Annotated in this window: 18 protein-coding genes; 9 read left to right on the forward strand and 9 right to left on the reverse strand. The window is 70.7% G+C overall.

Going from position 1 to position 18,197, the window contains the following annotated elements; translation table 11 throughout:
- The first annotated feature begins 12 nt into the window (after positions 1–12).
- Positions 13–1,587, forward strand: a complete 1,575-nt coding sequence (locus OG943_RS08970; protein ID WP_328612034.1) for an AMP-binding protein — start codon at positions 13–15, stop codon at positions 1,585–1,587.
- Positions 1,588–1,593: 6 nt separating this feature from the next.
- On the opposite strand, the gene OG943_RS08975 is transcribed toward OG943_RS08970, so the two are convergent.
- The gene (locus OG943_RS08975) at positions 1,594–1,773 is read right to left on the reverse strand and encodes a hypothetical protein (RefSeq protein WP_328609240.1); all 180 of its coding nucleotides are present in this window, start codon (positions 1,771–1,773) and stop codon (positions 1,594–1,596) included.
- 2 nt (positions 1,774–1,775) lie between these two features.
- Entirely contained in the window at positions 1,776–2,384 is a 609-nt protein-coding gene (locus OG943_RS08980) for a TetR/AcrR family transcriptional regulator (RefSeq protein ID WP_328609241.1), read from the reverse strand.
- A 155-nt stretch (positions 2,385–2,539) separates the two neighbouring features.
- Here OG943_RS08980 and OG943_RS08985 point away from each other — a divergent pair, with 155 nt between their 5' ends.
- The 5 genes from OG943_RS08985 to OG943_RS09005 are packed head-to-tail and all read left to right on the forward strand — an operon-like array spanning position 2,540 to position 7,568.
- Complete coding sequence (locus OG943_RS08985) at positions 2,540–3,268, forward strand: SDR family NAD(P)-dependent oxidoreductase (protein WP_328609242.1); 729 nt, start codon at positions 2,540–2,542, stop codon at positions 3,266–3,268.
- Between the two features lie 22 nt (positions 3,269–3,290).
- On the forward strand, positions 3,291–4,079 hold the full coding sequence (locus OG943_RS08990) for an enoyl-CoA hydratase/isomerase family protein (protein ID WP_328609243.1): 789 nt from the start codon (positions 3,291–3,293) through the stop codon (positions 4,077–4,079).
- Positions 4,080–4,085: 6 nt separating this feature from the next.
- A complete protein-coding gene (locus OG943_RS08995) occupies positions 4,086–5,075 on the forward strand; it encodes an LLM class flavin-dependent oxidoreductase (protein WP_328609244.1) in 990 nt (329 codons plus the stop codon).
- A 16-nt stretch (positions 5,076–5,091) separates the two neighbouring features.
- Positions 5,092–5,820, forward strand: coding sequence for an alpha/beta fold hydrolase (locus OG943_RS09000; RefSeq protein WP_328609245.1), 729 nt, complete (start codon positions 5,092–5,094; stop codon positions 5,818–5,820).
- Positions 5,817–7,568 carry a CocE/NonD family hydrolase gene (locus tag OG943_RS09005; RefSeq protein ID WP_328609246.1) on the forward strand — a complete coding sequence of 584 codons (1,752 nt, stop codon included), beginning with the start codon at positions 5,817–5,819 and terminating at the stop codon, positions 7,566–7,568. The genes OG943_RS09000 and OG943_RS09005 overlap by 4 nt, the downstream gene beginning before the upstream one ends.
- Before the next feature lie 10 nt (positions 7,569–7,578).
- Here OG943_RS09005 and OG943_RS09010 read toward each other — a convergent pair whose 3' ends face one another.
- The 6 genes from OG943_RS09010 to OG943_RS09035 all read right to left on the reverse strand — a co-directional run bounded on the left by OG943_RS09010 (position 7,579) and on the right by OG943_RS09035 (position 12,388).
- Positions 7,579–8,547, reverse strand: a complete 969-nt coding sequence (locus tag OG943_RS09010; protein WP_328609247.1) for an ABC transporter substrate-binding protein — start codon at positions 8,545–8,547, stop codon at positions 7,579–7,581.
- A gap of 53 nt (positions 8,548–8,600) precedes the next feature.
- Positions 8,601–9,503 (reverse strand): DsbA family protein, encoded by a 903-nt coding sequence (locus tag OG943_RS09015; RefSeq protein ID WP_328609248.1) that lies wholly within the window; start codon positions 9,501–9,503, stop codon positions 8,601–8,603.
- A gap of 2 nt (positions 9,504–9,505) precedes the next feature.
- Positions 9,506–9,934 carry a cupin domain-containing protein gene (locus OG943_RS09020; protein ID WP_328609249.1) on the reverse strand — a complete coding sequence of 143 codons (429 nt, stop codon included), beginning with the start codon at positions 9,932–9,934 and terminating at the stop codon, positions 9,506–9,508.
- Positions 9,935–9,960: 26 nt separating this feature from the next.
- Positions 9,961–10,383 (reverse strand): RrF2 family transcriptional regulator, encoded by a 423-nt coding sequence (locus OG943_RS09025; RefSeq protein WP_328609250.1) that lies wholly within the window; start codon positions 10,381–10,383, stop codon positions 9,961–9,963.
- A 97-nt stretch (positions 10,384–10,480) separates the two neighbouring features.
- The gene (locus OG943_RS09030) at positions 10,481–11,590 is read right to left on the reverse strand and encodes an LLM class flavin-dependent oxidoreductase (RefSeq protein ID WP_328609251.1); all 1,110 of its coding nucleotides are present in this window, start codon (positions 11,588–11,590) and stop codon (positions 10,481–10,483) included.
- Positions 11,591–11,764: 174 nt separating this feature from the next.
- Entirely contained in the window at positions 11,765–12,388 is a 624-nt protein-coding gene (locus tag OG943_RS09035; protein ID WP_328609252.1) for a TetR/AcrR family transcriptional regulator, read from the reverse strand.
- A gap of 67 nt (positions 12,389–12,455) precedes the next feature.
- Between OG943_RS09035 and OG943_RS09040 the strand changes: the two genes are divergently transcribed.
- The 3 genes from OG943_RS09040 to OG943_RS09050 all read left to right on the forward strand — a co-directional run bounded on the left by OG943_RS09040 (position 12,456) and on the right by OG943_RS09050 (position 17,043).
- Entirely contained in the window at positions 12,456–12,857 is a 402-nt protein-coding gene (locus OG943_RS09040; RefSeq protein ID WP_328609253.1) for a Dabb family protein, read from the forward strand.
- Between the two features lie 231 nt (positions 12,858–13,088).
- Positions 13,089–15,473: a hypothetical protein gene (locus tag OG943_RS09045; protein WP_442874700.1), complete on the forward strand. Its 2,385-nt coding sequence runs from the start codon at positions 13,089–13,091 to the stop codon at positions 15,471–15,473.
- A 109-nt stretch (positions 15,474–15,582) separates the two neighbouring features.
- Positions 15,583–17,043, forward strand: coding sequence for a hypothetical protein (locus OG943_RS09050; RefSeq protein ID WP_328609255.1), 1,461 nt, complete (start codon positions 15,583–15,585; stop codon positions 17,041–17,043).
- Positions 17,044–17,094: 51 nt separating this feature from the next.
- On the opposite strand, the gene OG943_RS09055 is transcribed toward OG943_RS09050, so the two are convergent.
- The gene (locus tag OG943_RS09055; protein ID WP_328612035.1) at positions 17,095–18,123 is read right to left on the reverse strand and encodes an aldo/keto reductase; all 1,029 of its coding nucleotides are present in this window, start codon (positions 18,121–18,123) and stop codon (positions 17,095–17,097) included.
- Positions 18,124–18,197 lie beyond the last annotated feature (74 nt).

The following is an 18,197-nucleotide window of genomic DNA, read 5'->3' on the forward strand; positions in this document are numbered from 1 at the left end:
TTGTCCGATCGTCTGGCCGAGCTGTCGTTCGAGCCCCTGACCCCGACTGCCTATCTCGACCGGGCCGCGGCCGCCCACGGTGAACGGGTCGCCGTTGTCGATGGAGAGCAGCGGTGGACTTACGCCGAACTGCACGAGCGATGCACCCGGCTGGCCGGGGCGCTGGAACCGCTGGCGCAGGGCCGCCCGGTCGCGGTGCTCGCGCCCAACACCCACGTATTGCTGGAAGCACACTACGGCGTTCCCTGGTCCGGTGTCCCGCTGGTCGCGATCAACACACGGCTCGCGGCCGCCGAGGTGGCCTACCTCCTGGAGCACTCCGAGGCCGCGGTGCTGGTGCACGATCCGGCGTTCGACGAACTGGTGGACGCCGCCGTCGCGCGGATGGCCGTGCCACCCCGGCGGATCCGGGCCGGGGACGGTGACGGCATGGAGTACGACTCCAGGCTGGCGGCCGCGGATCCGGTGCACCGCACGCCATCGGACGAACGGTCGTTGCTGTCGATCAACTACACGTCGGGCACGACGGGGCGCCCCAAGGGCGTGATGTACCACCACCGCGGCGCGTACCTGCAAGCACTGGCGATGGCCGGGCACACCGGGCTGACCCCGGGCGCGGTGCACCTGTGGACGCTGCCGATGTTCCACTGCAACGGCTGGTGCTTCCCCTGGGCGGTCACCGCCGCCGCGGCGACGCACGTGTGCCTGCCGAAGGTGGATCCCGCCGAGGTGTGGCGGCTGATCCGCCGGGACGGCGTCACCCATCTCAACGGGGCGCCGGCGGTGCTGTCGATGATCGCGTACGCGGAGGAGGCGGGCGAAGGGATACCGGGCGGGCGGCTGGTGCGGATTGCGACGGGCGGAGCTCCGCCGTCACCGGCGATCCTCCGCCGGATGAGCGAGCTGGGCTTCGAGGTGACGCACCTGTACGGGCTCACCGAGACCTACGGGCCGGTGATGCTGTGCGACTGGCGCCCGGAATGGGACCGGCTGGACGCCCACGCGCGGGCCCGCTTGAAGGCGCGTCAGGGGGTCGGGAACATGATCGCGTTCACGCCGCGGGTGATCACCGAGGACGGTTCGGACGTGCCGGCCGACGGCACCACCACCGGGCAGATCGCGTTGCGCGGCAACAATGTCATGCTCGGCTACCTGAAGGACCCGGACGCGACCGCGGCCGCGGCTCCCGACGGCTGGTTCCGGACCGGCGACCTCGGGGTGATCCATCCGGACGGCTACGTGGAGCTGCGCGACCGCGCCAAGGACGTGATCATCTCGGGTGGGGAGAACATCGCGTCGGTCGAGGTCGAACAGGCGATCATGGAGCATCCCGCGGTGTCGGAGGTCGCGGTGATCGCGGTGCCGGACCAGCGGTGGGGTGAGGTCCCGGCCGCTTATGTGACTCTGCGGGACGGGGAGTCGGTGACGGAGGCGGAGATCATCGACTTCGTCCGGGCACGGCTGGCTCGGTTCAAGGCGCCCAAGACCGTGACATTCGGTGACCTGCCGAGGACTTCCACCGGCAAGATCCAGAAACACGTGCTGCGGGACAAGGCCTGGGCGGGCGTGGAGCGCCGGATCCAGTAGCTCACTTCAGGGTATCGGCCCGGTAGAACACATCCGGCCCGACCGAGTTCCCCTCGAGAACATCGCCCCTTCCAGCCGCACCCGCGGCGTCACCACCATGCCGAACATCGCCCCGGACTTGTCACCCAGCGCCTCGCGCCAGACCGGCAGGATGGACTGGGCCGCACGATCATTCTCTTCCGTCATGCTCACGCCTTGGCCGTGCCGATGCGGTGGTGCAGGTCGGTGCGGGCGCTGTCGAGGATCTCGTCGGAGAGGGCCGGGTCGGCGTCGGCGACCGCGCGGGACAGGAGCAGCGAGCCGGCCATTTCGCTGAACAGCGCGATGGCCCGCGTTCGCCGCTCGCCCTCGCTGAGCCCGGTGGCGTCGACAGTCTGGGTGAGACGGTCGATATTTTCCGCGAGGCCCTTGGCGTAATGGCCGCGCGCGGCCGGGTCCAGCCGGCGGGCGTCGCCGGCGAAGCTCGCGTTGGGACAGCCCGACTCGATGTCGGCCCGGTGCTCGGGTGAGAGATACCAGTCGACGCGCTCGGCCAGTGGATCGCTGCCACGGGCCTGGGCGGCCGCGATGGCGCGCTCGAGGTTGCCGGCTCCGTCCGCCATCGCCTTGGCCAGCACGGAATCCACGAGCGCGTCCTTGGAAGCGAAGTGGTTGTAGAAGCCGCCACGGGTCAGGCCGGCCGCGCCCATCAGCTCGTTGAGGCCGACCGCGTCGACGCCGCGCTCGCGGAACAGACCGTCCGCGGCGGCGACGATCGCGTCCTTGTTCGCTGCTGTCTGCTGCTTCGTGATGCCCATCAAGCCTCCAAAACCTGTGCCTCGGCCCGAGCGTAGCGGGAGCGGACCAAGATCTCAATGTCGGTCGACCTTGACGTGGGCGCACCGGCGGGAGTAGAACAATGTCGAGCGACATTGTGATGGCGGTCCCATCACCACTATCGGGAGTAATGGCCATGGGCAAGTTGCAGGGGAAAGTAGCGGTCGTCACCGGCGGCACGGCCGGGATCGGGCTCGCGGTGGCGAAGCTTTTCGTCGCCGAAGGCGCCTATGTGTTCATCACGGGACGCCGGGAGAAGGAACTCTACGAAGCCGTGAAGGAGATCGGTGACAACGTCACCGGTGTTCAGGGCGACGTCGCCGACCTGGCCGACCTCGACCGCCTCTACCGGACCGTCGAGGCGAATGGGCGGATCGACATCGTCTTCGCCAACGCGGGCCTGGGCGAGTTCGTTCCGCTCGAAGACATCACGGAAGAGCACTTCGAAAAGATCTTCAACATCAATGTGAAGGGCGCCCTCTTCACGGTGCAGAAGGCGCTCCCGCTGCTGAACGACGGCGGATCCATCATCCTCACCGGTTCCGTGGCCGGCGCCAAGGGGACCTCGGGTTTCACCGTCTACGGCGCGAGCAAGGCGGCCGTCCGGAATTTCGTCCGGGGATGGACCGTCGAACTGAAGGACCGTCGCATCCGGTCCAACGTCCTGAGTCCCGGGCCGATCGCGACGCCGCTGACGGATTCGCAACCGCCGGACACCATCGCGACGATCGCGTCGACCATTCCGATGGGCCGCCTGGGCGAGTCCGGCGAAGTGGCCAAGGCGGCGCTTTTCCTGGCTTCCGACGACTCAAGCTTCGTCACGGGTATCGAACTGTTCGTCGATGGCGGCCGGGCACAGATCTAACCACGATCCGGAAGGAAGAATGATGGAAAACATCGGACTCGAAATCAAGTCGGGCGTCGCCACGGTCACCCTGCGGAGGCCGCCCGACAACCGGTTCCACAAGCCCATGGTCGACGAATTCGACCGCGCCCTCGACGAGGTCGTCAGCCAGAAGGCCCGCGCGCTGGTGCTGGCCGGTGACGGGCCGGACTTCTGCCACGGCGGGGACATCGTTCCCTGGGAGGCGCTGGAGCCGGGGGAGTGGGCGGCCCAGCTGGAGCACTTCGCCTACGTGTTCAACCGGCTCGAGCACCTGCCCATCCCGGTCATCGCCGCCGTCCAGGGCCTGTGCAATGGTGGCGCGTTCGAACTCGTCCTCCGCGCCGACATCATCTTCGCGGCGAAATCCGCGCGATTCAGTCATTCGGAGCAGACGCTGGGCCTCGTCACGGCGCTGGGCGGGGTCTACCGCTCGGCTGAGCGAGTGGGGCCGCTGCTGGCCTACGAATGGTCACTCACGTCCGAAGAAATTCCCGCCGAAGTAATGCATCGGCACGGCGGCGTGAATCGGGTGGTCGAGGATGCCGACCTGCTCACGGAAGCCACGCAGTTCGCGGAGAAGCTCGCCAACGGTCCGACGCTGGCCCACGGGGCGCACAAGGTACTGGTGCGGACCTGGGCGATCGGCGGCGTCGCGGCGGCCGACAATGTCGTGGCGGATGTGTACCTGCCCCTGTTGAAGTCCGACGACTGGAAAAAGGGCCTCAAGAACGGAATCGCCGCGTACCGCGCGGGCAAGCCGCGTCCGCTGATCGAATTCGAAGGGCGCTGAAGCGCGATGGATATCTCCTGCCAGTTCGCGACCTCGCTGCAGTCGCCCGAGCACATCGCGGTGGCGGAGGCGCTGGGTTACCGCCGGGCGTGGCTGTTCGACACTCCCGCGCAGAGCCCGGACGTCTGGGCGATGCTCGCGCTCGCCGCCCGGGAGACCGGGCGGATCGGGCTCGGCCCCGGTGTTCTCGTCCCCAGCCTGCGCCACCCGATGGTCAACGCGTCGGGCGCGGCGATGCTGGCGGCGCTGGCACCGGACCGGGTCGCGGTCGCGTTCGGGACGGGATTCAACGGCGCCCGCGCTCTTGGCGCGCGTCCGGTGACCTGGTCGTACCTGACGCGGTACGTCCAGGCCTTCCGCGGGCTGCTGCGCGGCGAGACCGTGGAGTGGGACGGCAGTCCGATGAGGATGCTGCACCCCGCCGGCTACGCGCCGGCCCGGCCCGTCGAGATTCCGGTGCTGATCTCGGCGCTCGGCCCGAAGGGGCTGGCCGTCGCCCATGAGCTCGCCGACGGCCTCTTCACCGTGAACAACGAGACCGATCACGCGGACGAGTTCACCTGGGCCGCCCTCGGCATCCACGGCACTGTGCTCGAGGACGGGGAACCGCTGGACTCGCCCCGTGTGAAGGCCGCGGCCGGGGCCGGGCACGCGCTGGCTTACCACGCGGCGCACGAATTCGGCGGCGACGTCACCCGGCTTCCCGGCGGTGACCAGTGGCTGAAGGTCATCACCGCCGAGCCCGGGCGTGAACGCCACCTGGCCATCCACGACCGGCATCTGATCGGGCTCAACCAGGCGGACGAAGCCGCGTGGGCGGCCGGTGGCTGGAGCGCGGTGCCCGCGACGACGGTGACCGGGTCGCCGGCCCACATCGCCGAGCAGCTCGCCCGTTACGCCGGCCAGGGCGTCACCGAGATCATCTATCAACCTACCGGGCCGGACATCGCCGGCGAGCTCGAGCGCTTTTTCGACGTCGCCCAGCGGCGGTCTTGATCCACCGGGAGAATTCATGAACCAGTCAGCGTCGACCGGTCACGTCAAACAACCGACCGTCGTCTTCGTGCACGGCTTCCTCGACGACGGGCACACGTGGGACGAGGTGGCCGCCGGACTTCCCTGGGCGAGCGCGCAGGTGGAACTCGGCGAAGTCCCGTCTCCCACCCTGGACGCCTTCGGCGAATACGTCACTGCCTTCCTGGACAACGAGGTGACCGGCGACGTCGTCCTGGTCGGCCAGAGCATGGGCAGCCAGGTGGCCGAGCTCGTGAGCGTGCGCCGCCCGGAGCGCGTCGTGGGCCTCGTCCTCCTGGCCCCGGTGCCGCTCGGGGGAATCAGCCTGCCCGCCGAGATGGCGGGCGCGCTCCGCACTTGCGGGGGACAGCAGGAGCAGCAACGCGGGATCCGGACGCAGCTCTCGGCGAACCTGCCGGAGGACAAGATGTCACGGCTGCTCGATTCGGGTCTGCGGCTCACGCCGGACTGGGTGGCCGCGACCTTCAACGCCTGGAGCGGCGGGCATCCGGAGGGCGCCGGGCCGACCCGGGCCGGTGCCCCGGTCGAGATCATCGTGGGCGACAGCGATCCGGTCATCCGCGGTGAGCTTCTCGACGACCTGATCCTGGCTCGTTTCCCCGGGGCAAGCCTGGTGACGATCACGTCCAGCGGCCATTGGCCCCACGTCGAGCAGCCGGCGCAGGTCGTGGACGCGCTCTCCCGGTTTGTGAGGAGGATGTCATGAGCCTGAGCGACCAACGTGGCCCCTTCGCGGTATCGCGCGAACGCGACGTGATCATGGTGACGCGCGACGGTAAACGGCTTCTCTCGGACATCTATCGGCCCGAGGGCGTCGAAGCCGCTCCGGTGCTCGTGCGGCGCACCCCGTATGGCAGCCGGAAAAACGACCTGGCCGACAAGTTCACCGAAGCTGACTTCTACGCATCACACGGCTACCTCACGGTCGTGCAGAACACGCGTGGCCGCTTCGGTTCGGAAGGTCTCTGGTACCCGTTCGTCTACGAGGCGAATGACGGGTACGACGCGATCGAGTGGGCCGCTCGTCTTCCCGGCTCGAACGGCCGGATCGGGACCTTCGGCCAGTCCTACGGGGCGTTGGTGCAGTACCTGGCGGCCGCCCAGCGTCCGGAGCACCTCATCACGTGCGTTCCCGTGTCGGCTCCGCTTGCCGCGTTCGAGAACTATTGGTACCAGCGCGGCGCCCTCGAACTGAACTGGACGTTGAGCTACTTCCTGAACATGGCGCTCGGCGCCTTGACCGGAAGCGAGGATGCCGATCGGGTGGCTCGGCTCGAGAAGCTCAAAGCCGATCCCTCGATGCGATTCTCGCCGCTGCGGGACGAGGCGCTGCGGCACCTGCCGCTGACTGACTGGATCGACGCCTTCGGCGACACCGCGCCGTTCCTGAAGGACGTGCTGCACCACTCGGCCGACGGCGCGTACTGGTGGGCGGTCGACCTGCGCCGCCAGCTCCGCAACATCGACGTTCCCATGCTCCATCTCGGCTCGTGGTACGACATCGCGAACTGGGACACGCCGCAGTACTTCAACGGTCTGCGCGAGCACGCGATGTCCGCACGCGCGCGGGAGAACCAGGCGATGATCATGGGCCCGTGGGCGCATCTGCTGCCGTACAGCCAGCCGACCTCGAAGGGCACCGGCGACATCGACTTCGGGCCGGAGGCCGCGACGTCCTTGGTGGCCGTGCAACTCGCGTGGTTCGACCACTACCTCAAGGGCGACGGACGGGATCTTCCCCGGGCGCCCGTCCGCGTCTTCGTCATGGGTGAGAACCGCTGGCGTGACGAGGCGCAGTGGCCGCTGGAGCGGACCACGTTCACCGCGCTCTACCTCCACAGTGGAGGATCGGCCAACACCGCGGCCGGGGACGGGACGCTGACCACGGTGGCGCCGGGCCCGGAAGATCCCGACCGCTACCACTATGACCCGGATAATCCCGTCCCGACCGCCGGTGGGCGATACGTGGGCGGCGGCGTCCACGACCAGGCCAAGAACCAGGCTCGGCCCGATGTCCTGGTCTACACCGCCCCGCCGCGGGATTCGCCCATTGAGATCACCGGCCCGATCGATTTGTCTCTGCACGCCGCGACCGATGGCGTCGACACGGATTTCGTCGCGGTCCTGTGTGATGTTCACCCGGACGGTTTCGTGCAGAACCTGGCGGAGGGGATCGTGCGCGGGCGGTTCCGTGACTCGTTCGACGATCCGCAGCCGATGCGGCCGGACGTGGCCTACGAACTGCGCGTGCCGCTGGGCAATGTCAGCCACGTCGTCGCCGCCGGACATCGGATTCGGCTGCAGGTCACGTCGAGCAACTTCCCGCGATGGGACCGCAATACCAACACGGGCGACCCGATCGACCAGGCGACGCGTACCCGGGTCGCCGGACAGTCCGTGTTCCACGACGAGCTACGGCCGTCCCGCCTCATCCTGCCCGTCGTGCCGGCGTGAGGCGGGTGCCTCATCGCGGATCGATGCCGGAGTCGAGGTACTTGCTCAGGTCCTTGCCGCCGGGGAAAAGCCCTTGCCGGACCCAGGTGTCGTAGGTCTTCTGCAGCTGGCCGGCGAGCGCGGCGTCGACCGGGATGCGCTGGTAGGTCGTCTCGTCCGGGCGGACCTGGGTGGCCACCGCGATCGGCTGATGCGCGAAGCCGGCGTACCACTGGTCGAACGCCGCGGGGTTGTCCTTCGACCAGGTGTAGCCCTTGTCGACGCGGCTCGCGAAGTCCTGGATGGCGGTTCGCTTGCGCGGGTCGGCCAGCGCGGTGTCGGTGGCGGACAGGACGTTCAGCCCGCTGTTGATGCCCGCGCCGTCGCTGAGCACCCGCGCGCCGAGCTCGCCGCGGGCGCGGGCCGCGTAGACGCTCCAGGTGGCCCAGGCGTCGATGCTGCCGGTCGCGAACGCGGAGTTCGCCTCGGACGGGGCGAGGAAGTTCAGCGTGACGTCCTTGTCCGAGAGCCCGGCCTGCTTCAGCGCGCCGATCACCAGGTAGTGCGCGACGCTGCCGCGGGTGGTCGGGGACACCCGCTTGCCCCTGAGGTCGGCGAGCGTGTGGATCGGGCTGTCCTTCGGCACCAGGATGTACGTGCCCTTGCCGCCGTTGCTCCAGGCCGCCGCGACCTTGATCTTCGAGCCGCCGGCGATCGCGGTGACAGTGGGGGAGTCGTTGGCGCCGCCGATGTCGATCGCGTCGGCGCGCAGGGCCTCGTTCAGGTTGACGGCCGCGGCGAACTGCGTCCACTCGATCTTGTACGGCAAGTGGTCGAGCAGCCCGGCGGCCTTCAGCCGGGACTGCGTGGCGCCGGTCTGGTCGCCGACGCGCAGCACCACCTCGCCCGAAGCGTCCGAAGTGGATGATCCGCACGCGGTGAGCGTGGCGAGGCCGACCAGGGCGGCCACGAGCAGGGCGAGCCGGGGTTTCGGAGACATGCGGGAACTCCCCCATGAAATGGTCACCGTCAGGTGTCCATTGTGCCCAGCGGTCAGGGAGAGTCAATGCGCGCGGCCGAGTTCCCACGGGCCGGGACGTAGTGGGCCGCGTTGTGCCGATCGGTCCACAGTGGACCAACTGCCACCGCCTCCCGTGGCGCCTCCGGCCGCCCGGTCAGCAGGACGAGCTCGGGCTCGGTGAGACTGCCGAAGCGGTCGAGGGCTTCGGCCGGGGTCAGCGGGGGAGCGGCGTCGAGGACGACGTCCGTCGCCGCCCGGACCGCGCCGGCGTATTCGTCCAGCGGCCGCCAGCCGGGGACCACGAACCGGCCGCGAGGTCCGGTGAACGCCAGCGTCGGCAACGCGTAGCGCACGTGGTGTTCGAGGTGCTTCGCGCGGCCGCTGTGTGGTCCCGGCGCGCTGATGTCGAGGACTTCGGCGCACGGGCGGCGGGTTTCGCGCCAGTCGTCGCGGACCGCCTGCCGCACGGGCTCGCTGTCCATGGCCGCCAGCAGCAGCCCGACGTCCAGGCCGGGCAGGTCGCCGACGGCGGCGAGCACGCCCGGGGTGTCGTCGGCCGGGGTGCCGAGCACAAACGTCGTTTCGCGCAGCCGCCGCAGGACGCGTTCGGCGAGCCGCGAACCCTGGGCTTCGGCCGCCTTCGCCGCCGCCGACGCGGGCCAGCTCGTGCGCGTCACCCAGGCCAGCCGGGGCGCGTGCGGCGCGGCGGTGTGCCCGGCGACCCCGGCGACGAACTGGTCGTACCAGGCGGCTTCGGCGGCGGGGTCCGGCGCGGGGTCCTCGTTGTCGTCGAAGAGGATGCCGTACACCCGGCGCCAGCGGAGGTCGAGCCCGGGCCGCGCCTCGAGCTTGGCGCGCAGCCACCGGAACTTCGGCTCCGAACCCCACGCCCACGGGCAGGCCGGGTCGGTGTACTCGACGACTTCGAGCGCCACGGTCAGTCCGCGGGGACGTCGACCGGGGACCAGAGGCTCGGCAAGTTGACCACGATGCCTTCCTGACTGCTGCGCGCGATGACCACGACCGCCTCTTCGTCGGCCGGGTTCTCCTCGCGGTGCGGCACGTACGGCGGCACGAAGATGTAGTCGCCGGGCCCGGCCTCGATGCGGATCTCCTCGTCGCCGTCGGCGAAGACGAACACGGGGTGGCCGGACTTGACGTAGATCGCCGTCTCGGCCTCGCCGTGGTGGTGGTCGCCGGAGTTGGTGACCGGCGCGACGTGCGTCTCGCCCATCCAGACCTTCCGCGATCCGACGGTCTTGCCGGAGATCGCCTCCAGGCGCTTCATCCCGGTCGTCTGGTTGGTGTCGCCGGTGAGGTCCGCGCCGCGGATGTGCCGCAGGGGCTGGTGCCAGAGGTCGGTCATTCGGGGTCCTTCCGTCAGGGGGCGGTTCAGGTGGCGACGCGGCCGGTGGCCGCGCCGGTGAGCAGGTCGGCGATCGTCGTCGCGCGCAGGATCGCGGCCAGGCCGGACTCGACGCCGGACCAGAACGGCGTGAGGCCGGCGGCGGTGCCGTGGTAGGCCAGTGCCGGCCGCGGTTCGCCGCGGACGGAGAGGAACTCGCCGTCGACCGCCACGACGGCGTCGCGCACGGTGATCTCCGCCGCGTCCCCGGCCAGCCAGTAGCCGCCTTCGCAGCCGCGCTGGCTGCGGACCAGCCCGGCCTGGCGCAGGTCGCGCAGGACGGCCTTGATGAACCGTGCCGGAATGTCCTGGGTGGACGCGACGGCCTCGCAGGTGATCGGCCGCGAGGTGTCCGCGGCCAGCTCCAGCAGGACCCGGATCGCGTAGTCCGCCCTGGCCGAGATGCGCATGCCCGCCATCATCCCCGGACCGGCGCCGGTGTGCCCGTTCCGGCCCGTGGCCGTTCCGGGTACTGGACGACCGGGCCCGTGGCCGGCGGGGCGAGCGTCATACGGCGGCCGCCGCGGCCGGCTGCCGCTCGCGGCGGGCGAGCTCCGAGCGGACCAGCGGCAGCAGGTGCCTGCCGTAGTCGATCGCGTCGTCGAGCGGGTCGTAGCCGCGGATCAGCAGCGTGGTGACGCCGATGTCGACGTAGTCCAGCAACGCCTTGGCCACCGTCTCGGGGGTGCCGACCAGCGCGGTGGAGTTGCCGGCGGCGCCGGTGGCCGTGGCGGTGGGAGTCCACAGTGCACGGTCGTGGCGTTCGGCCTTCGCGGCCGCGGCGAGCAGCCGGACGCTGCCGGCGTTGGTCGGCTTCCCGCCGTCGCGCCACTCGCGGGCCGCCTTCGCCGCGCCGGACGCGGTGATGGTGTCGAGGATCCGCTGCGCGCGTTCCCAGGCGAGGTCTTCGGTGGGGCCGAGGATCGGGCGGAACGACACGCTGATCCCCGGGAGCGTGAGCCGTCCGGCGGCCTTGGCCGCGGCCCGGACCGCGGCGATCTGCTCGGCCGTCTCGGCCAGCGGCTCGCCCCAGAGCGCGAACACGTCGGCGTGCTTGCCGCCGACCCGGTAGGCCGCTTCCGAGGAACCGCCGAAGTACACCGGGATCCGGGGGTTCTGCAGCGGCCGCACCTGCGGGGTGTAGCCGTCGAGCCGGTAGTGCTTGCCGTGGTGGGAGAACGCGTCGGCGGACGTCCAGGAGCGCTTGAGGATCTCCAGGTACTCGTCGGTGCGTTCGTAGCGCTCGTCCTTGCCGAGGTAGTCGCCGTCGCGGGCCTGCTCGACGTCGCTGCCGCCGGTGATGGTGTGCACCGCGACGCGGCCGCCGCTGAAGTGGTCGAGGGTGGCGAACGCGCGCGCCGCCAGCGTCGGCGCGACGAACCCCGGGCGGTGGGCGATCAGCAGGCCGAGGCGCTCGGTGTGGGCGGCGGCGAAGGCCGCCACCTGCTGGCCCTCCGGCCAGCCCGCGCCGTAGCCGATCAGCACGCGGTCGAAGCCGCCGTCCTCGTGGGCGCGGGCGAACCGCCGGACGTAACCCGGGTCGATCACCGGTCCCCTGGCCGGCCGGGTCTCGCTCGCGTCCCGGGTGCCGATCATGCCGACGAACTCGACGGGCATCTTCTTTCCTTTCGCCGCAAGACAAACTCTGGCGGTAGGGAACGGCACGAGCGCCCGCGCTGTCAATTGGGCATCTCCAGGTGTCCAATTGCTGGACGCCCCTGGCTTCCGGCGGGGCGGGCGGCTTATCGTGCCTTCTCGCCCGGAGCTCGTGACGGAACCGCGAAGGGTGGCTCAGGCCGCGAAGGCCCGGAAGAACGTGTCGGCCGCCTGGTCCGCGACTTCGTCGACCTCGGCCGCCGGCAGTGGCCGCGTGCCCAGCCGCGAGCGCCGTTCGAGGGGGCCGGTGAGCAACGCGAGGAACTGCTCGGCGGCCTGCGCCGGATCGCAGTGGCGAAGGTGCCCGGCGACGACGAGCCGGGCCAGGCGGTCGGCCAGCGCGTCGCCCAGCCGTCCCGCCGTGACCGCGTGGACGTCGGTGAGCAGCTCCGGGAACCGGCCCAGCTGGACGTGGGTCAGGCCGCGCAGCGCGCGGGACTGCTCGTCGCAGCACCGTCGGGCCAGCGCGCGGGCCGCCCGGCCGAGGGTCCGCCGCGGGTCGCCGTCCGGCGTGATCCCTTCGACGACGGCGAGGTTGGCCGCCGCCACCTGCTCCGCGGCGGCCGCCAGCGCGGCCCGGAAGAGCGTCTCTTTGTCCTGGAAGTGGTTGTAGACGGTGGGTTTCGCGACGCCGGCCTCGGCGGCGATCTCCTGCACGCCGGCCGGGTCGTAGCCGAGCCGGGCGAAGACGGCGAAGGCGGCGGTGAGGATCGCCTCGCGTTTGTCGATCCGGCCGCGGGACCCGGTCGCGTTGGTCACCCGCGCAGTTTACAACGGACCCGTCGGTTCGCTAAATTGAACTCACGCGTTCACTCTGGAGGATTACATGATCGTCAACCTGTTGCGGTTCAGCTTCCGCGAAGACGTCGGGGAGGCCGGCCGCGAGGCCGTGCTGGCCGCCATGCGGCGCACGGCCGGCGTGGAGTCGGCCGCCTTCGGCACGGTCGGCCGGGACCTCGGCGACCCGGCCGAGGGCTACACCCACGCGTACTGCGTCGGCGTCGAAGGCCTCGAAGCCCTGGAGCGGTACCTGCACGACCCGGTGCACCTGGCCGGCGACCACGAGATCCTGCCGCGCCTGGCCCGGTTGTCCGCGGTGCGGTTCACCGACGACGGCGACCCCGCGGTCGGTGCGAAGATTGCCGGGCTGCACCAGGCGAAACTGGCGAAGTACCCCGAGTGGGCTCGCCTGCTCGACGCCATCCCGCGGGCCGACGTCCGCGCCTGAACGCCGCGCGGTCGGCTTCCCCGACGGCGGTAGGCCCCACGTCTACGACCGGGCACTGTCCGATGCGGACGTGGGCTTGGCGCCCGAGCGGTAAGTAACCAACCGGAACTCGGGGCGGTCGAAGAGATTCGTCCGCCCCGAGCCCGTTTCGGGGCAACCGTCCGCCTCCTTCGCGCGTGTCGGTAGCGGATCGGCCGCATCGGCGGCCGCCGTACACTGGGGGTGAGCCTCTTGGGCTCTGGAAGATCGACCCTGCCCGCGAGAGCGGGTGTCCTCGCCGTCGCCGCGGCGCTGCTCACGACCGGGGCCGCGGTGCTCGCGGCACCGGCGGACGCGACCATCGTCACGTCGATCCAGTCGACGTCGTGGTCCTACACGGACTCGGCCCAGCCGAGGAAGAGCTTCGTCAACCCGGCCGGGGACGCGCCGATCGGCGCGAAGGTCACGGCTGACCACCAGAAGCACGTTTCGAAGTCCTACTTCACCTTCGACCTTTCCGGACTGCGCGGCGCGAAAGTGATTTCCGCGGAACTGTCCGGAAAAGAGACCGCGGTCGCCGACTGCTCGGCGCCGCGCGGCACCGAGCTGTGGGTGACGGCACCGGCGAAGAAGGCGCCGACGTGGGACGACCAGCCCAAGGAGCTGAGCAAGCTGCCCGGCCCCGGCAGCCTCGACGTCTGCCCGTCGGACTACCTCGACTGGGACGCCGCACCGGCCCTGCAGCAGGCGATCGACGCCGGCCGCACCTCGTTGACGATGGTCCTGCGCCTGCCGGACGGCCAGCAGTACAACCCGCGTTTCGGCCGCGCCTACCGGCCGCTGCTGTACGTCAGCATGCAGAAGAACCAGCCACCGGCGACGCCCACCGTGTTGAAGACCGGGACGCACGCCTGCGCGGACGCCCCGCTCGTCCGCCACGGTGACGCCAACCTGTCGGCGACCGTCGGCGACCCGGACGACCCGAACTTCATCACCGAGTTCGCCTGGTGGCCGGTGGACCATCCCGACCAGCGGGCCACCGGCAAGTTCGGCGTCTACGGCGGCACCACCGCGCACTACGACCCCGACGCGCGACTCGCGGACGGCGTCACCTACGCGTGGCAGGTCCGCGCGACGGACTCGCTGGTCTCGAGCGCGTGGAGCGAGACCTGCCGGTTCACCACCGACTTCACGGCGCCGGTGACGGCACCGGTGGTCACCTCGACCGACTACACCTACGAGGGCCCCGGCAAGGGCGGCATCGGCATCCCGGGTGACTTCACCCTCGACGCCGGCGGGAACACCGACATCGCCGGGTTCCAGTGGCAGGCCGGTTACACGGACAGCGGCTACATCGCGGTCGACCGGCCCGGCGGCAAGGCCACGGTCCGGTTCACCCCGCGCGCCGACGGGCCGATGAGCATGTCCGCGTACGGAGTGGACGTCGCCGGGAACAGCGGGCCGTCGGGCGACTACCGGTTCTTCGTGGGCGACGACAGTCCTTCGATGGCCTGCGCGCCGTCCGGGGCCTACCTCGGTGAGACCCGGCAGTGCCGGTTCAGCCCGCACGGCCAGGACGGCGCCACCGAGTACCTCTACAAGATCGACGACGAGCCCGAGGTCACCCTGCCCGCGGGCCCGGACGGCACCGCCACGATCACGGTCACGCCGACGGACGCCGAGAAGCGCTACGACGTCAGCGTGCGGGCGCGGATGACCAACGGGAACCTGTCCGGCCGGAGCAGCGAGCAGATCGCGATCGACCGGGGCCTGCCCGCGGTCGACGTGCCCGACGGCGTCATGACCGCCCACCCCGCCGTTTTCACCCTGCACGCCACGCTGCCGGGTTCGGTGTCCTTCACCTACGACTGGGACTACGGGGACCCGGTGACGATCCCGGCGGGACCGGACGGCACGGCCCAGGTCACCATCGTCCCGGCGCAGGTGGGCCAGCACTGGCTGCACGTCCGCACGACGACCGCGGCCGGGCTGGTGTCGGCGACGAACGAGGTCAACGTCGTGGCCGAAACGAACGGGCCGACGATAGCGAGCGTGGAGTTCCCGAAGTGGGCGGTCGGGGCCTACGTCACCACGCCGGGCACGTTCACCTTCACGTCGCCGATCCCGGGTGCGGTGAGCTACACCTACCGCTACCGCGGCGGGGACCCGGTCACCGTGCCCGCCGGCCCGGACGGGACGGCGAGCATCGTGCTGACGCCGCTCACCACCGATTCGGAGTACCTGAACGCGACCACCACGTTCGCCGACGGCACGGTCTCGGAAGCCGGGTATTACTCGTTCTCGCCCCGCTCGGCGGCCCCGCCGCTCACCTGCGACGCGAGCGGGGACGTCCGGCCCGGCCAGGTGATCAGCTGCACGGTCACCCCGGTCCAGCCGGGCCTGGCGTCCTACGGCTACGTCGTGGGGACGGCGAGCGGGCCCGGTCCGGACGTGACCGTCCAGCCGGGCGCCGACGGCACGGGGACGTTCGAGTTCACGGTGCCGGCGGACCAGGCGCAGTACGTGATTTCCGTCCGGGCCTGGAGCGCCAACGCGGCCGGGCAGCGCACGGACACGTCGTACACCAGTTACTGGGTCCCCGCCGCCTCGGCCAGCCGCAGCCCGAAGGCGGTCTGACCCACCACCCCGAGATGGCCACCGCGGCAGCCCGCCGTGGTGGCCGTCACGGGTGACCTCGAGGCTATTTCGGATGACCGCCGGCCACGGAACCACCAGAATCGACGGCATGCTCACCCCATCACAGATCCGTCAACGGCTGAGTAACGCTGCCGTGGCGGCCATGCGGGGCGACCGGGTCGCCTTGGCCGAGACCACGGCCTGGCTCACCGCGGTCACGGCACGGGAGCTGCTGCGGATCGACGACCACGCCCGCCGGGACCGCTATGAAGGGCCGGCGCTGGGGGAGTCGCGGTTATGGAAGCGGAAAGTTCTGGCGAGCCCCCAGCCTGTTGTCGCCGCGCTGGCCGCCCTGCACCCGGACGGATACGTGCGCGAGCGCGCCGTGCGGTCGTTGATCACCTCTGCTGACCCGGTGAGCGATCGTGTGCTGGCGATCCGGGTCAGCGACCACGTCGGGGTGATCAGCGAGCTGGCCGTGCGTGAGGTGCTGCGGCGGTCGACGGTGGAGCACGCCGAGCACATCGTGCCGCTGTTGCGCCGGATCGAGCGGTGGGAGCGGGGCTCGGAGGTCCTGGCGCAGTATCTGCGGGCGCTGGCCGCCGAATACGGCGAGGCCGAGGTGTGGGCCCGCTTGCGGAATTCCGCGGACCACGAACTCCGGCGCGTCGCCTTCCGGCGCAGCTTCGACTCCGGGCTGCTCGGATTGACGGACGCGGTCAGGTCGTTCCCCCGGGAGCGGGACCAGATCGTCCGCCGGCTGCTCATCGGCGTCATCACCGACGCGGCGGCGCCCGAAGTCATCGCCGGGGTGCTGCTCCGCGGCCGTTCGGCCGAGAGCCGCGCACTGGGCTTGGTGAAGCTGACCGCCGCGCAGCTGGACCCGGCCGACGTGCGGCGGCTGCTCGTCGACCGCTCGGTGGTGGTGCGGTTGTGGGCGCGCCAACGGTGGCAGGAAATGGGCCACGACCCGGCCACCGTCTACGCCGCGGTCGCGCGTTCCACCGCCGAGGCGAGCGTGCGCGCTCGCGCCTACACCGGGCTCGTCGAGACCGGAACCACGATCGACCGCCCCGAGATCGTGGACCTCGTCCACAGCGCGGAGCTTCCGCTGCGGAAAGCCGGCTTGTCCTTGCTCCGGGGCCGCGCCGTCGCCGAGGACGTCCCGTCGCTGTTCCGGTCGGTGGCGGACGCCCACTCGCGAGTGGCCAGGCTGGCGAGCGAGGTCCTGGCCGGCAGCCCCCAGCTGTGGTCCCTGGCCGACCTGGCCCCGCTCAAGGCCGCGGCCGCCCCGGAACTTCGTCGCCGGGCCTGGTGGATCCACCGGCACCGCGGCGGCTGGGAAGCGGTCATCGCCGATCTCGAACTCCTCCACGACCCCGACCCGCGGCTGGCCGCCCTGGGGCGGCAACCCGTGCTGCCGATGTACTTCCAGCCGACCGACCCGCAGAAACTGCGTCTCACCGACCTGCTCTCCGCCGGCCCCACCGACCGCCGGCTACGGCTCTCCATCGCCTTCGCCGCGGGACTGCCTGACCCGGAGCTATGCCGGACTGTCCGAAGTGACTGACCACATCGGACAGTCCGGCGCTTGGGGCGTGAACGCTCGAACGACGGTTGCTCAGGCGGCGGAGCGATCGGCGGCGTCCCGGCGGCGCAGGTTCACGTCCGAGACGGCTGCCGGTGTGTAGGCCACGTCGTTGGGCCCGGCGTCGGTGCCGGGCGGCGCGATCTCGTCGATCCGGTCGAGGACCTCGTCCTCCAGCGTGACCATGGCGCCGGCGAGCAGGTCGTCGAGCTGTGCCATGGTGCGCGGCCCGATGATCGCCGACGTGACGCCCGGGTGGGCGATCGCGAACGCCATCGCGAGGTGGGTCATCGGCAGGCCGGCCTTCTCGGCGAGCGGGATGAGCTGTTCGACCACGTCGAGTTTGCGCTCGTCGCCGAAGTGCTGCGGCATACCGCCGGACCGGTGGGTGTCGAGCGGCTGTCCCTTGCGGAATCGGCCGGTCAGCAGGCCCTGGCCCAGCGGGCTCCAGACCAGCGTGCCCATCCCGTAGCGCCGGCAGACCGGCAGCACCTCGCGTTCGATGCCCCGGTTGATGATCGAGTACGGCGGTTGCTCGGTCCGGAAGCGCTCCAGGCCGCGGCGCTCGGCCACCCACTGGGCCTCGACGATCTCCGAAGCCGGGAAGGACGACGCGCCGATCGCGCGCACCTTGCCGCTGCGGATCAGGCCGGACAGGGCCGAGAGCGTCTCCTCGACGTCGACCGCCGGGTCGGGCCGGTGGACCTGGTAGAGGTCGAGGTGGTCGGTTTGCAGGCGGCGCAAGGAGTTCTCGACGGCGGTGGTGATCCAGCGCCGTGAATTGCCCTGGTGGTTCGGGTCGTCGCCCATCGGGTAGTGCACCTTGCTGGCGAGCACGACGTCGTCGCGGCGGCCTTTGAGCGCTTTGCCGACGATCTCCTCGGATTCGCCGCCGGAGTACACGTCGGCGGTGTCGACGAAGTTGATCCCCGCGTCCAGTGCTTTGTGGACGATCCGGATCGACTCGTCGTGGTCGGGGTTGCCCATGGCGCCGAACATCATCGCGCCGAGGCAGTACGGGCTGACCTTGATCCCGGTCCGGCCCAGCGTGCGGTACTTCATGCTTCTTCCCTTGACGGTGTCGGGTGCGCGGCCGCGGCTGGCGGCCCGCAGCTGCTCGTCGTCGAACACGATCT

This window comes from Amycolatopsis sp. NBC_00345 (assembly GCF_036116635.1).
Lineage (GTDB): Bacteria > Actinomycetota > Actinomycetes > Mycobacteriales > Pseudonocardiaceae > Amycolatopsis.

Coding starts and splice junctions, on each gene's coding strand:
- OG943_RS08980 (WP_328609241.1), bottom strand. CDS start 2,384: ATGGGCATCACGAAGCAGCAGACAGCAGCGAACAAGGACGCGATCGTC.
- OG943_RS09025 (WP_328609250.1), bottom strand. CDS start 10,383: ATGCGCATCTCGGCCAGGGCGGACTACGCGATCCGGGTCCTGCTGGAG.
- OG943_RS09040 (WP_328609253.1), top strand. CDS start 12,456: ATGATCGTCAACCTGTTGCGGTTCAGCTTCCGCGAAGACGTCGGGGAG.
- OG943_RS08985 (WP_328609242.1), top strand. CDS start 2,540: ATGGGCAAGTTGCAGGGGAAAGTAGCGGTCGTCACCGGCGGCACGGCC.
- OG943_RS09020 (WP_328609249.1), bottom strand. CDS start 9,934: ATGACCGACCTCTGGCACCAGCCCCTGCGGCACATCCGCGGCGCGGAC.
- OG943_RS09050 (WP_328609255.1), top strand. CDS start 15,583: ATGCTCACCCCATCACAGATCCGTCAACGGCTGAGTAACGCTGCCGTG.
- OG943_RS09000 (WP_328609245.1), top strand. CDS start 5,092: ATGAACCAGTCAGCGTCGACCGGTCACGTCAAACAACCGACCGTCGTC.
- OG943_RS08975 (WP_328609240.1), bottom strand. CDS start 1,773: ATGACGGAAGAGAATGATCGTGCGGCCCAGTCCATCCTGCCGGTCTGG.
- OG943_RS08995 (WP_328609244.1), top strand. CDS start 4,086: ATGGATATCTCCTGCCAGTTCGCGACCTCGCTGCAGTCGCCCGAGCAC.
- OG943_RS09055 (WP_328612035.1), bottom strand. CDS start 18,123: ATGAAGTACCGCACGCTGGGCCGGACCGGGATCAAGGTCAGCCCGTAC.
- OG943_RS09030 (WP_328609251.1), bottom strand. CDS start 11,590: ATGCCCGTCGAGTTCGTCGGCATGATCGGCACCCGGGACGCGAGCGAG.
- OG943_RS09010 (WP_328609247.1), bottom strand. CDS start 8,547: ATGTCTCCGAAACCCCGGCTCGCCCTGCTCGTGGCCGCCCTGGTCGGC.
- OG943_RS08990 (WP_328609243.1), top strand. CDS start 3,291: ATGGAAAACATCGGACTCGAAATCAAGTCGGGCGTCGCCACGGTCACC.
- OG943_RS09005 (WP_328609246.1), top strand. CDS start 5,817: ATGAGCCTGAGCGACCAACGTGGCCCCTTCGCGGTATCGCGCGAACGC.